The sequence below is a fragment of the Rhodococcus spongiicola genome (assembly GCF_004011835.1).
GTDB lineage: Bacteria > Actinomycetota > Actinomycetes > Mycobacteriales > Mycobacteriaceae > Prescottella > Prescottella spongiicola.
The window spans coordinates 315203-328692 of record NZ_RKLN01000002.1; the positions used below are offsets into that span (position 1 = coordinate 315203).

Consider the following 13490-nt stretch of genomic DNA (forward strand, 5'->3'; position numbering starts at 1 on the left):
GGGGGGCCGTCTACGGGCTCATCCGCGTAGAACTCGCCATCACTGTCGATCACGGCTCTATCCTTGCACCCAGGGGGTCGCGCCGGTGCTCGTCGGTCGGCGCCGCTTCCGGCGCCACCGTTACGTAGAGTGGGACGAAACGGTCGCCCCCGGGCGACGCTGAACAGGGCATAGGCTGCGGCGCGAGGGCGTCGCCGGATTGTTGGGAGAGTGGCAAGTGGGCATGCGGCCCCCCGCCGGTTTACCTTCGTTGTCGAAACGTACGCGTGCGCTGCTGGTTCTCGCATTGATCGCCGCGGCGCTGTTGCTGGTCGGACCTCGATTCGTCGACGTCTACACCGACTGGTTGTGGTTCGGCGAGGTCGGCTTCCGTAGCGTCTTCAGCAAGGTCCTGGTCACCCGACTGGCCTTGTTCGTGATCGTCGGACTGGTCGTCGGCCTGATCATTTGGCTGGCGCTCATGCTGGCCTATCGTTCGCGACCGATGTTCCTCCCGTCGCCGGGCGCCAACGATCCGGTCGCGCGGTACCGCACGGCCGTGATGACGCGCCAGAAGCTTTTCGGCATCGGTATCCCCGTCTTGTTCGGTCTCTTCGCGGGACTCATCGGCCAGGCCAGTTGGTCGACGGTGCAGTTGTTCTTCAACCGCGGCACGTTCGGGATCACCGACCCTCAGTTCGGCAAGGACATCGGCTTCTACGCCTTCCAGCTGCCGTTCTATCAGTTCGTTCTGAACTGGCTGTTCGTCGCGGTCGTGATCGCGTTCTTCGCGAGCCTGATCACGCACTACATTTTCGGCGGCTTGCGTCTCAGCGGCCGCCAGGGCGCTCTGACCCGAGCGGCGCGGGTGCAGCTCGCAATCCTCGCGGGAACGTTCGTCCTGCTCAAGGCCGTGTCGTACTGGTTCGATCGGTACGCGCTGCTCTCCAGCGGTCGAAAGGAACCCACGTTCACCGGAGCCGGCTACACCGATATCAACGCGGTTCTGCCGGCCAAGCTGATCCTGCTGGCCATCGCGATCATCTGTGCCATCGCGTTCTTCGCGGCGATCTTCCTCCGCGACCTGCGAATCCCCGCGATGGCGGTGGTTCTGCTGGTGTTCTCCTCGGTCCTGGTCGGTGCTGTGTGGCCGCTGATCGTCGAGCAGTTCTCGGTCAAGCCGAACGCGGCCGACAAGGAGCGCGCCTACATCGAGCGCAACATCGGTGCCACTCGGCAGGCTTATGGCATCACCGACGAGACCGTCGAGTACAACGACTACTCGGGCCGAACACAGATGGAGCCCAAGGACGTACCCGCGGACGTCACCACCATGGCGAACGCCCGCCTGCTCGACCCGAACGTTCTCTCGCCGACGTTCACGGCGCAGCAGCAGCTCAAGAACTTCTATGCGTTCCCGAAGTCGCTCAACATCGACCGGTACGAGATGGACGGCGAACTGCGTGACCTCGTCGTCGCGGCGCGTGAGCTGTCGCCGTCGAGCTTGCAGGGCAACCAGACGGACTGGATCAACAGGCACACGGTGTACACGCACGGCAACGGTTTCGTCGCGGCGTACGCCAACCAGGTGACCGCGGTCACCGGTGACACGCAGAACAACACCGGTGGCTACCCGATCTACAGCGTCAGTGACCTCGAGACGCAGCCCCGGGATGAGGCGCTCGCGATCGAGAATCCCCGCATCTACTTCGGTCCGGTGATCGCGGCGTCGGACGCCGACTACGCGATCGTGGGTGGCGAGCCGGGCAGTGCGCCGCGCGAGTACGACACCGACGCACGTAAGTACACCTACACCGGAAGCGGCGGCGTCGGTATCGGCAACTGGTTCAATCGGTTGGCGTTCGCGGCAAAGTACACCGAGCGCAACATCCTGTTCTCGGGCGCGATCGGTGCGGACTCGAAGATCATCTACAACCGTGATCCGGCGGAGCGCATCAACAAGGTCGCTCCGTGGCTGACCACCGACAGCATGGTCTACCCGGCCGTCGTGGACGGTCGGCTGCAGTGGATCGTCGACGCGTACACCACGCTCGACAACTACCCGTACGCGCAGCGCTCGTCGCTCGAGGGCCTGGTACAAGACAGCACCAACCAGGCGACGGGACGGATGGTGCCGCAGAAGGAAGTGTCGTACATCCGCAATTCGGTGAAGGCGACCGTCGACGCATACGACGGCACCGTCACCCTGTACCAGGTGGACGACCAGGACCCTGTGCTCGACGCATGGATGGGTGTGTTCCCGAACACCGTCAAGCCGAAGGCTGAGGTTCCGGCCGACCTGCAGGCCCACTTCCGGTACCCGGAGGATCTGTTCAAGGTCCAGCGCGAGATGCTCGCGAAGTACCACGTGGACGATCCGGGTGAGTTCTTCAGCAACAACGCGTTCTGGTCGGTGCCGAGTGACCCGACGGTCGATACCGACAAGAACCAGCCGCCGTACTACGTTCTGTCCGGTAACCCCGACACCGCGCAACCGCAGTTCGTGCTGACCAGTCCGATGGTGGGCTTCCAGCGTGAGCTGCTCTCGGCGTACATCTCGGTGCAGTCGGATCCGGAAAACTACGGCAAGTTCTCGGTGCTGCAGTTGCCGACGACCACGCAGACTCAGGGGCCACAGCAGGCGCAGTCGGCGATGACCTCGGACCCGCGTGTGGCGAGTGAGTTGTCGCTGCTCAGGCAGTCGAACAGGGTCATCTTCGGCAATCTGCTGACCCTGCCGATCGCCGACGGCGGAATCCTGTACGTCGAACCGCTCTACACGCAGCGGAATTCGCCGAACGCGTTCCCGCAGCTGGCAAGGGTCTTGGTGAGTTTCACCGACACGAACGGCATCCGGGTCGGTTATGCGCCGACATTGGCGGAGGCACTGGACCAGGTGTTCGGCTCGGGTACAGGCGACGCCGCGGTCGAACAGGGTGGCGAGCCCACGCCGGCTCAGACGCCGCAGAACGGTGAGGCGCAGCCGACTCCGCGACCGGCGCCACAGGCTACAGACCGGGCCGCGGCGGTCGCCCAGCTGGACTCGGCACTGTCGAATCTGCAGACCGCGCAGCAGCGGGGCGATTTCAAGGCGTACGGTGATGCGCTCGACCAGCTACAGGAAGCGGTCCAGGCGTACCAGAATTCCGGCGGCTGAGCCGGTTCGCCACGAAAGCTGAAGGGATCCTCCGGGTGCGAGAGCACGGAGGATCCCTTCAGTTGGAGTTACCGATCAATGAGCTGCATCACCTCGACGGGAGTGTCGCGTGCACGTCCGAACGGAGTCGATCAAGGCCTCCCGCAGGCGATTTGCCTTCCGTTCGACCGCTCGTGTAACTTGTTTCATGCATCGCGGGGTGGAGCAGTTCGGTAGCTCGCTGGGCTCATAACCCAGAGGTCGCAGGTTCAAATCCTGTCCCCGCTACTAGAGAAGGCCCGGAGATCCAGCTGGATCTCCGGGCCTTCGTGCTATGCGGGTTCGTTCGTCGTGGCGTCGGTTGCGGGGCGCTGTCCCGCAACCGGATTCACTCCGGTCCGGCCTGCATCTCGACGAGCGCCCGCCGCAACAACTTGCCGGTCGCATTGCGCGGCAACTCGTCCATGAAGACCACGTCACGCGGCACCTTGTACCGGGCAAGGTTCGCCTTGACGTGGTCGCGGATCTCGTTCGCATCCGGTGTCGACGTAGGGGCGGGGACGACGAACGCGCACAGCCGGTGACCGAACTCGTCGTCCGCGACGCCGATCACTGCGACTTCGCGGACGTCGGGGCGTTCGGCGATGAGATTCTCGACCTCGAGCGGGTAGACGTTCTCCCCGCCGGAGATGATCATGTCGTCGTCCCGCCCGTCGACGAACAACAGGCCTTCCTTGTCGAAGTGTCCGACGTCGCCCGTGGAGAGCATGCCGTCGATACGTTCCTTGTCGCGGCCGTCGGTGTAGCCGTCGAAGCTGAGACCGCTCTTGGCGAAGATGCGTCCGATGACGTCGGGTTCGGTGATCCGGTTGCCGGCGTCGTCGAACAGCGCGACGTGGCAGGTGGCCGGTGCCCTTCCCGCGGTACCGGGGGCGCGTTCGAGATCGTCCGGGGTGGCGACCGTGACGGCGGCGACCTCGGTGGAGCCGTAGAAGTTGTGCAAGACCTTCCCGAACGCCTGCTGGGTGCGGATGCACAGGTCGGGGGACAGGGCAGATCCGGCGGCGAAGATTACCTTCAGGTTGGAGGTGTCGTATCGGGAGAGCACCTCCGGCCCGAGGTCGATGATCCGCTGCAGCATCGTCGGGACCAGGACCACGGTGTCGGCCCGGGTGTCGGCGATCCGTCGGACGGTCGTTTCGGGATCGAAGCGCCGCTGCATCACGATGGTGTTCTCCAGCGCGAGACCGAGGCCGAGTTGGGAGATTCCGGTGCCATGGAATGCGGGTGCGACCATCAACATGGTCTGTTTGGGGCGCAACGGGATTCGATCGAGGAATTGCGCGGTGACGAAAGGTGACGTGCGCCCGCGCGGAGCGCCCTTCGGGGTTCCGGTGGTTCCGCTGGTGAGCAGGATGAAGACGCCGGCCTGCTCGGGCGCGGGAACCGCATCGCTGGGGTACGCAGCGATGAGGTCGTCGAGGGTGCGGATCGGCCGCTCTGCCGGGGGAGTGGGGACGGGTTCGTCCACCCACGCCAGGAACGGCGTGACATCGGAGGGCAGGGCGTCGGCGATGTCGGCGAATTCGCTGTCGAACACGAAGTGGCGCACACCTTCCCGCTGTGCCACGTCCGCCAGCTGAGGCCGGGCGAACCCGGTGTTCATCAGCACCAGTCGCACCCCACCCTTGGCGGCCGCGAGCATCGTGAGGACCAGGCCGCGGTGGTTGCGGCACATCGCGCCTACACAGGATCCGACGCCGATGCCTTCCGCCTGCCACGCCCGGACCAGTGCGTTGGACTGCTCGTCGAGGTCCCGGTAGCTCAGTTGCCCGCGTTCGTCGATCAACCCGGGTCGCGGGTGGCTCCGGCCCGCGTGAGCATGTACGGACCCGGCGAACGGTCCGTACTTCTCGACCGCGACGAGCAGGCGAATGCCCTCGTCGACGCGGGGAAGGGGGATCAGGCCCGAGCGTTGCATGACGCGCACAGCGCTGAGCGTGTCCGTGATGTTCCTCAGAACGTACTGCATGACGACTCCCCTCGATGACGCCGGAGTCTCAGACTAGTAGTGACTTGGGTCACAGACTGCGAATTGGGCGTTTTCGGTGGGCCGTCGGACGTACTAGGGGTTGTAGTAGGCGGGGTTGCAGTGGGCGCTAGTCTTGCCGGGTGAGTTCCGGAGCCGATGCCGTCGCTCGCATGCGCGGCGTGTTCATCGGCTCCCTCTCCGGTGCGATCAGTATCGCCGCACACGGACTCGGCGGCGGGACCGTGCCGAGCGACGAAGCGATCGTCGTGCTCCTTGCCGCCACCGCGGTCGTGGGCGTCGTCGTCGCCTCTGTTCGCGGAGTGAGCAACAAGTTGCCGGTTCTCGCCGCATTCCTCGCGATCGGCCAGGGGATCGGCCACCTCACACTGACCCTGGCCTCCGCTCACGCTCACGGCCTGGACCTCACCCCGCAGATGCTCGCGGCACACGCGGCGGCCACAGCGGTCGGCACGGTGCTGGTTCGCGGCGCCGAGCGTTCGTTGTTGAGCGTGATCGGCTCGGTGGTGCGCACCGTCGTAGCGGTACTGTCCACCCCGCCGGTGCCCGACATCCGACGTTGGACGCCGACGGTCGTCCGCAGTCTCGAGCCGACGACGTCTCGCGTCGCTCGCGCTGCGGGCGGCACTCGCGGCCCTCCGGCCCTTTCCTGGTAGACGCCCGGCAACCCAAGCGGATGTCGGGCGTCTGCGGCCGTCTTCACCGCCGACGCGTGCACCACTGTGTGCCGCTGCGCGTCGGCGTGCCCTCTCACGGCGCGCGACTGTCTCGCGTGCCGATCCGAAACCTCAGGAAAGAGCTGTTTCATGCACGCTTCCGAAGGCGTGGGGATCGCCCCTGCGCACCTTCCGAACGACCCGAAAGATCGCCCCGAGACCGAGAGTCGGCCTCGGGATTCGTCGCCGCCTGGTGCGTTCCGCAGGCTGGTTCTGCGACTGCACTTCTACGCCGGCATCTTCGTCGCGCCGTTCCTCGTGATCGCGACGGTCAGCGGTGGTCTGTACGCGATCGCCCCGACCCTCGAGCAGTTCGTCTACCGCGACTACCTGCACGTCGAATCGACGGGACCTGCTGCGCCGGTAGGCGAGCAGGTCGCGGCCGCGCGGGCCGAGCGTCCCGATCTGACGGTGTCGGCGGTACGTCCGTCGGCCGAGCAGGGGCAGACCACGCGGGTGCTGTTCAGTGATCCGACGCTCGGCGAAGGGGAGCGTCTGGCGGTGTTCGTCGACCCGGTGGTCGCGAAGCCCGTCGGCGAACTTGTCGTCTACGGCAGCAGCGGCGCGCTGCCGATGCGCACGTGGATCTCCCAGCTGCACCGAAATCTCCACCTGGGCGAAACGGGTCGTCTCTACAGTGAACTCGCGGCGTCGTGGCTGTGGGTGATCGCACTCGGTGGCGTCTACCTGTGGGTCAGCCGATTCCGGACGGCCCGCGTCCGGAGTGCGCCCGCCTCACCGCGGCTGTCGGCATTTGCCGCACCGCGGCTGGCGACATCTGCCGCACCGCGGCTGTGGGCACTTGCCGCACCGCGGCTGTGGGCGCCGGGACGTGGGACCCGTGGACGCAATCGTGCGCTCGGGTGGCACGGCGCAATCGGACTGTGGTTGGTACTGGGGCTGGTGTTTCTGTCGGCGACGGGTCTGACGTGGTCGAAGTACGCCGGAGAGAACGTCGCCGATCTGCGGGCGTCGCTCGGGTGGACCACGCCGTCAATGTCGAAGAAGCTCACCGGTGGCGGTGCGGCCTCCGCCACCGGCGGAACTCAGTTGCTCGACACCAATATCGGACGGGTCGACGAGGTCCTCGCGACCGCGGCGACCGTAGGCGTGACCGGTCCGGTCGAGGCGTCGATCCCGTCTATGGCCGACACCGCGTTCACCGTGACCCAGCTTCGCCAGCCGTTCCAGTTCACGCCGGACTCGGTGGCAATCGACGGCGCAACCGGGCACGTCATCGATTCTTCGCGGTTCGCGGACTGGCCGCTCGCGGCGAAGCTCACCAGTTGGGGTATCGGCCTGCACATGGGCATCCTGTTCGGCCTCGTCAACCAGATCGCGCTGTTGGCACTGGCAGTGGCGCTGCTGGTGGTGATCGTGCTCGGGTACGCGATGTGGTGGCGGCGCCGCCCGACGCGCGGTACGCGACGGTGGGGTCGTTCGCCGGCTCGTGGAGCCCTACGCGGCCTGCGTCCGGTTGTAGTCGTTGCGATTGTGATCGGGTCCGTATCGGTCGGATGGTTCGTGCCACTGCTGGGACTTTCCCTGCTCGGATTCGTCGCCGTCGACATGGTCCTCGGTGTGTGGCAACGCAGAGGAGCATCGGCTGGCGTGAGCAAGTGAGCGACGACCTGTTACGACCACCGAACGAACGCTGAGTTCGGGCCTGGAGGGTGCCTGTCGCTTGTGCGCAGGCACCCTCCGCCAGAGACACGTGCCGCCATCAGAACTGGACGGTCGTTTGACAAGCAGTGAACGATCGTTCATTTGCTGATCACCCTTCGGCTCATCGCCAGCAATGCCGACCTTGTTGCTCGGAACCATTCTGACCTGGGGCGATGAAGCGTCTGCGGCCCAAGGTAAAAAATTGTTTACGAAAACCTCGCAAAGCGGACGTTGATGAGTTAGTTTCGTTTCCATCACGGTCGCTCCTGACGCCGAAGCGTTCTGTGCTGCGCGCAGCTGCCTCTCTTATGGGATGCAGTGAGGGGACGTGCCGTGTTTGATGAGTGGTTTCAACACCAATCGAGAGGGTGGAAGTTCCGATGAGCGTGGATTTCCTGAATGCGACGGCGACGTTGCTGACGGATCTGTTGAACAACGTGTACAGCGGGTCGTTGATACCTGGTGTCGACTTCTTTACGGGTTCGTTGGTTGAAGCCACCGCAATCAGCTGACATCCGTATGGGTTCCGCCAGGAACTTCAAATGACGACAGGAGTGAATGATGGGTTTCGGGTCGATCGGTGACATGCTCGGGGGGCCAGCCGGAGGTCTCATTAAGCAGGCGCTCGCGGAGATGCTGATTTATCCATTTGCAGCATCAGTGGACTCCAGTTGGCTCTAGCCGTGAACTGCAAAAATCGCAAGGGAGAGTGAACGATAGTGGATACCGGAAGTCTTCTCGACCTCGTTTCGAGCGTCGACTTGGGGTCGCTGTCGGATCCGGAGAACGGCGGCCTGCTACAGCTTCTGAACGGGGCGATCGACGCGGTCTTCGGGTTCATCGGTGACGTCATCAACCTGTGGCCTACCGCTTCGTCGGCGGCGGCCGGAAGCATCAACGACGTGCTCGGTTCTGTCGGAAACCCGTAATCAGGAGTGGAGAACAACATGCTCGCACTGTCTCTGGACTACGCGTCCGACCTCGTGACGTTCGGATCCGTCGATCTGGTGGGGTCGTTTGCGAAGTACCTGAACGCCCTATCCGTCTCACCCCTCTGAGAAAGGTAATCTCGTGCTGCAGACGTTTCTCAATTCGATCGTCGACTGGTTGGCAGGTTGGGTCGCTCTCGTCGAACTCGGAAGCGCCCTGATGCCCTAGTAGTCCGTTCGGGCCGAGTTCCCGACGTCGCTATTGGAGCCGCGCTGCCAGAACGGCAACCGTCCATACTGTAAAACCGGGGATCGCCGAGGCTGAAATCAGTTTCGGCGATCCTCGGTTTCGCATTTTACCGAGTTACCGGTCAGGTATTTCTGAGCGCCCCAATAGTCTTTTCTTTGATGCGGTTGGCGAGGAGCGCTTATTCAGTTGTCGGGGCGACTCGCTAGAGGCGCCGAGTGCGGAACCGACGCGGCGCGGGTCTACAAGGAGCCTGCGGGCTCCTTCTCTCCGTGCACTTCTTCGAGACGGTTAAACATCCGGACATGGAATGTTCCTCAGGAGAGTGTTCGAATGGTTCACCGAGCGAATCGATTATCACTCTATGTTTACGAACGCGAATCCGGTGAATTCAGCTGAGCCTCGAGCCCACCCATGGAACTACTTTTTTCACCGACGTGGGTCCTCGACGGTCTACACGGCGAACGCAGCGAACGCGCCTGATCTGCACCGCTACCTCGAGTTGATACGCGCGAGTGATGCGGAAGTGGCGGAAGCCGCTAACGAAGACGTCCCCGCCATCCTCCGTGGAGCCCGATGACGGGGGAGTGGCAGACGGGGACGGCCTCAGCCTCCGTGCGGACTACCTCAGTTCGGCGGACGTCTTGCCCAGCAGTCGACGAGCGATGATGAGCTGCTGGATCTGCTGAGTGCCCTCGAAGATGTCGAGGATCTTGCTGTCCCGGGCCCACTTTTCGAGCAGCGGGCGCTGCGAGTAACCCAATGTGCCGGCGAGTTCGACGGCCTTGAGCGACACCGCGGTTCCGGTGCGACCGGCCTTCGCCTTCGACATCGACGCCTCGAGCGAGTTGGGCTTCTTATTGTCGGCCATCCAAGCCGCGCGCAGCGCGAGCAGGTACGACGCCTCCCAGTCCGCTTCGAGAGCGAGGAACTCGGCGGCCGCGGCGTGCTGGTTGTTCGCGGGGATGTCGTACGAGATCTCGACGCCGGCCTCCTCGAGGACGCCGCGAAGCTCCTCGAGTGCGGCCCGGCCCAGGCCGATGGCCATGCCTGCGACGATGGGGCGTGTGTTGTCGAACGTCTGCATGACGCCGGCGAAGCCCTTCTCCACGTGCACTGCCGGGTCGCCGAGCAGGTTGTCCTTGGGGATGCGGCAGTCCTGCAGCAGCAGTACCGCGGTGTCGGACGCTTTGATGCCGAGCTTGTGCTCGAGGCGGGCCACGCTCAGGCCGGGTGCGTCGCGCGGCACGACGAACGACTTGATCGCCGCGCGACCCTTGGTCTTGTCGACCGTCGCCCACACGACGATGTGCGTGGAGCGTTCGCCGGCGGTGACGAAGATCTTCTCGCCATTGAGGACCCACTCGTCGCCGTCGAGCACGGCGGTGGTGGTCACGGCCGCCGAGTCGGAGCCGAAGCTGGGCTCGGTGATCGCCATCGAGGCCCACGCCTTGCCGAACCGCTCGAGCTGCTCGTCGGTGGCGACGGCGGCGATCGCCGAGTTGCCGAGCCCCTGGTAGGGGATCGACAGGGTCAGACCCACGTCACCCCAGCAGGTCTCGATTACGTTCATCAGCGACGACATGTTGCCGCCGTTGGTGTTGCCGATGACCTTCGGTTCGCCGCCGTTCTCGTCGGCGGTCCGGCCCAGGGTGGCACCGGCCGCGGCCTGCCCCGAGTCGCCCAGGCCCTCGACCATGGCAGCCATGGTGTCGAGTTCCTTGGGGTACGCGTGCTCGGCCAGATCGTACTTGCGGGAGATGGGCCGGAAGATCTGAGCTGCGACCTGATGCGCCTGGTTCGCAGAGGCTTTCAGTTTCTTGGGAAGTTCGAGATTGATCATCGAAAGGTCTCCTGTCGGAGGATCCGAGGGATCCGGCGGATCGGGTCGGCGTCAGATGAGGACGATGCCTTCGGCAACGCCGATGGCTCGCAGGTCGCGGTACCAACGCTCCACCGGGTGCTCCTTGGTGAAGCCGTGGCCTCCGAGTAGCTGGACGCCGTCCAGGCCGATCTGCATACCCTTGTCCGTCGCAAGCTTTCGGGCCAGCGCCGCCTCGCGAGCGAACGACAGCCCTTGCTCGGCGCGGGACGCACCACGCAGCGTCACCAACCGCATGCTGTCGAGTTCGATCGCAATGTTCGAGACCATGAACGCCACCGCCTGACGGTGGCTGATCGGCTCGCCGAACGCCTCACGTTCGTTGACGTAGGGAATCACGTAGTCGAGCACTGCCTGGCTGGTGCCCACAGCGAGCGATGCCCATCCGAGGCGCGCCAGACGGATCGCGTCGGCGTACTCACGTGCTCGCTGGTCGGCGTCGCCGTCACCGAGGATCGCCGACTCCGGCACCGCGACGTCGGTGAGGATGAGCCGACCGAGGCCGGCCGCACGCAGACCCATGCTCGGATCCGCCTCGACGGTAAGGCCCTTGGTGTCGGACTCGACGATGAAGAACGCCGGGCGGCCGTCGAGTTCGGCCGCGACGACGAACAGTTCCGCCGATCCCGCCGCCGGAACGAGGCTCTTGACGCCGTTGAGCCGGTAGCCGCTGGGGGAGCGGACGGCCTTGGTCTGCAGCGCGAACGGATCGAACAGCGCCCGCGGCTCGCTCACCACTACCGCCGCAGCGGGCACGTTCTCACTGGCGAACGCGGGCAGGTAGGTCTTCTGCTGCGCATCGGTGCCCCACTGGGTGAGGGCGACTGCCACGCCGCTCGGAGCGAGGATCGGCAGCGCTAAACCCATGTCGCCGTGCGCAAGGGCCTCGGCGACGAGCGAATTGGTGACCGCGCCCCGCTCGGACGCGGCACCGTCGAGTTCCTCGGGGATGTTGATCATCGTGATGCCGAGTTCGGCGGCGCGCTCGAGCAGATCGGCGGGCGCGGCGGTGGCCTCGTCGGCGTCGTATGCGGCCGGGCGCAGGATCTCGGCTGAGAACTCGCGCACGGTCTCGACGATCATCTTCTGCTCGTCGGTGGGGGTGAGGTCGAAGTAGTGGGCGTTCTTGGCGGCACCGTCGGGCAAGCGCTGGGGCGCGCCGCCGCCGGAAACACGGTTGAACACGCGGGTGGCGGCACCGAGCGTCCTGAAGCCGGTCTTGGTGCCCTCGTAGGTGACACGGTCGATGACCTGCCGCAGGTTGTACCTCTCGGCCAGGTCGGACCCGGTGATCCGGGTCAGCACGCGCATCGCGGCGCCCATTGCGTCGCGCCGGACCGGGTTCAAGCCGACCGCCGAGGTGTCGCGGGGTTCACGCTTGGCGCCGTTCGTCTTCACAACGTCTTGCTTGCTCATGGTGACCATTTCTCCGGGTGTGGACTCGGACACCACCACCTTACTCCGGAGTAAGAAATGAAGTCGAGACAACGGGAGAAGTGACGAATCACACATTCGAGACGGGATCGCCCTGCGAACGCAGAGTGCAAACCAAGGTGTTCAACCCGGGGTCAGACGGGCGTGCGGGTCAACTCCAGCTCCTTAGACCCCAGCTCCTTCAGCTCCAGCGCCGTCAGCTCCAGGGGGCGATGGGCGGCTTGACCCACATGATCTTCTCGTCGGTGTGGGGGCGAACGGCCCGTGGATCGCCATGGTGCGCGGCCGCCCAGCGGTCCTTCTCGTCGATCAACTCTGCGGCAACGGTCCACGTCTCGTGGGTGCTGGGCGGGTTGGTGCCGGCGGCTCGTGCCAGCTTGCGGAGGCGGTCGTCGGGCAGTTCGAGCAACTCGGCGCCCGTGATGCCGCGGTCCCACGCGAACCGGGCCAGTGCCAGCGCCTTCTCTCGGCGCCTGCGGCTCGCCTGATCGGTGTGGGCGAAGTCGACGTCGTCAGCGTCCATCGGTGTCACTCCCGTTCAGCGTCACTCCCGTTCAGTGCCCTCCAGTTCAGTGCCCTCCTGTTCAGGACAGGCGCGCGAGGACTTCCTCGTGCAGCAGGCCGTTCGAGGCGACGGCGCTGCCGCCGTGCGGGCCGTCGACACCCTCGAGGTTCGTGAAGCGGCCGCCTGCCTCGCGGACCAGCAGATCCAACGGCGCGAGGTCCCACAGCGACACCTCGGGTTCGGCCGCGATCTCGAGCGTCCCCTCGGCCAGCAGACAGTAGGAGAGGAAGTCGCCGTAGCCACGCACGCGCCACACGGCGTCGGTGAGGTCGACGAATTGTTCGCGGATGCCGCGGTCCTTCCAGCCGGACAGCGAGGAGAAGCTCAGGCTCGCCGACGCCAGGTCGGCGACCCCGGACACCGACAGAACGCGTGCGTCGCCACCGTCGTACGACGCCCACGCGCCCTCGCCGGCCGACGCCCACCAGCGGCGGTTCAGCGCCGGTGCGCTCACCGCGCCGACCACGGGCACCCCGTTCTCGAGGAGCGCGATCAGACTGGCCCACACCGGAACGCCACGGACGAAGTTCTTGGTGCCGTCGATCGGGTCGATAACCCACTGCCGCCCCTCGAACGTCGCGTCTCCACCGAACTCCTCGCCGAGCACCGCGTCGGCCGGACGCTCCGCGGTCAGCACGGCCCGCAGCGCGCGTTCCACGGCGAGGTCGGCGTCGGAGACCGGCGTCAGGTCGGGCTTGGAATCGACCTTCAGATCGAGCGCTCCGAAGCGGGCGCGGGTGATGGAGTCCGCTTCGTCGGCGAGACGCAGGGCGAGTTCGAGATCGGTCACCCGTTCGACGCTAATGCACCGGCCGTGCCGTCGCCGTCCTCGGCCGTCGACGATGCCGCTCTGGGCCTTCTGTGTTTGGTGAGAAGAGTTGGTGAGA

10 protein-coding genes and 1 tRNA gene are annotated in these 13490 nt (G+C 65.4%); 6 read left to right on the forward strand and 5 right to left on the reverse strand.

Annotated elements, in window-relative coordinates; all coding sequences use genetic code 11:
- Positions 1 to 223: 223 nt before the first annotated feature.
- Together EF834_RS06200 and EF834_RS06205 are read left to right on the forward strand one after the other, a co-directional pair.
- Positions 224 to 3136 (forward strand): UPF0182 family protein, encoded by a 2913-nt coding sequence (locus EF834_RS06200; RefSeq protein ID WP_127946719.1) that lies wholly within the window; start codon positions 224 to 226, stop codon positions 3134 to 3136.
- Positions 3137 to 3329: 193 nt separating this feature from the next.
- Positions 3330 to 3403, forward strand: a tRNA-Met gene (locus tag EF834_RS06205).
- 100 nt (positions 3404 to 3503) lie between these two features.
- Here the strand turns inward: EF834_RS06205 and EF834_RS06210 are convergent.
- A complete protein-coding gene (locus EF834_RS06210; protein ID WP_127946342.1) occupies positions 3504 to 5147 on the reverse strand; it encodes an acyl-CoA synthetase in 1644 nt (547 codons plus the stop codon).
- Positions 5148 to 5287: 140 nt separating this feature from the next.
- Between EF834_RS06210 and EF834_RS06215 the strand changes: the two genes are divergently transcribed.
- From EF834_RS06215 to EF834_RS06225, 4 genes are all read left to right on the forward strand, one after another.
- On the forward strand, positions 5288 to 5821 hold the full coding sequence (locus EF834_RS06215) for a hypothetical protein (protein ID WP_127946343.1): 534 nt from the start codon (positions 5288 to 5290) through the stop codon (positions 5819 to 5821).
- Between the two features lie 150 nt (positions 5822 to 5971).
- Positions 5972 to 7504 carry a PepSY-associated TM helix domain-containing protein gene (locus tag EF834_RS06220; RefSeq protein ID WP_127946344.1) on the forward strand — a complete coding sequence of 511 codons (1533 nt, stop codon included), beginning with the start codon at positions 5972 to 5974 and terminating at the stop codon, positions 7502 to 7504.
- Positions 7505 to 7926: 422 nt separating this feature from the next.
- Positions 7927 to 8058 (forward strand): hypothetical protein, encoded by a 132-nt coding sequence (locus EF834_RS18620; RefSeq protein WP_268960938.1) that lies wholly within the window; start codon positions 7927 to 7929, stop codon positions 8056 to 8058.
- Between the two features lie 207 nt (positions 8059 to 8265).
- Positions 8266 to 8475 (forward strand): hypothetical protein, encoded by a 210-nt coding sequence (locus tag EF834_RS06225; protein WP_127946345.1) that lies wholly within the window; start codon positions 8266 to 8268, stop codon positions 8473 to 8475.
- Positions 8476 to 9344: 869 nt separating this feature from the next.
- On the opposite strand, the gene EF834_RS06230 is transcribed toward EF834_RS06225, so the two are convergent.
- From EF834_RS06230 to hisN, 4 genes are all read right to left on the reverse strand, one after another.
- Positions 9345 to 10565: an acyl-CoA dehydrogenase family protein gene (locus EF834_RS06230; RefSeq protein ID WP_127946346.1), complete on the reverse strand. Its 1221-nt coding sequence runs from the start codon at positions 10563 to 10565 to the stop codon at positions 9345 to 9347.
- A 51-nt stretch (positions 10566 to 10616) separates the two neighbouring features.
- The gene (locus tag EF834_RS06235; protein WP_127946720.1) at positions 10617 to 12029 is read right to left on the reverse strand and encodes an acyl-CoA dehydrogenase family protein; all 1413 of its coding nucleotides are present in this window, start codon (positions 12027 to 12029) and stop codon (positions 10617 to 10619) included.
- Between the two features lie 205 nt (positions 12030 to 12234).
- Positions 12235 to 12561, reverse strand: a complete 327-nt coding sequence (locus EF834_RS06240) for a hypothetical protein (RefSeq protein WP_127946347.1) — start codon at positions 12559 to 12561, stop codon at positions 12235 to 12237.
- Between the two features lie 61 nt (positions 12562 to 12622).
- Positions 12623 to 13393 carry a histidinol-phosphatase gene (gene hisN / locus EF834_RS06245; RefSeq protein ID WP_235871022.1) on the reverse strand — a complete coding sequence of 257 codons (771 nt, stop codon included), beginning with the start codon at positions 13391 to 13393 and terminating at the stop codon, positions 12623 to 12625.
- Positions 13394 to 13490 lie beyond the last annotated feature (97 nt).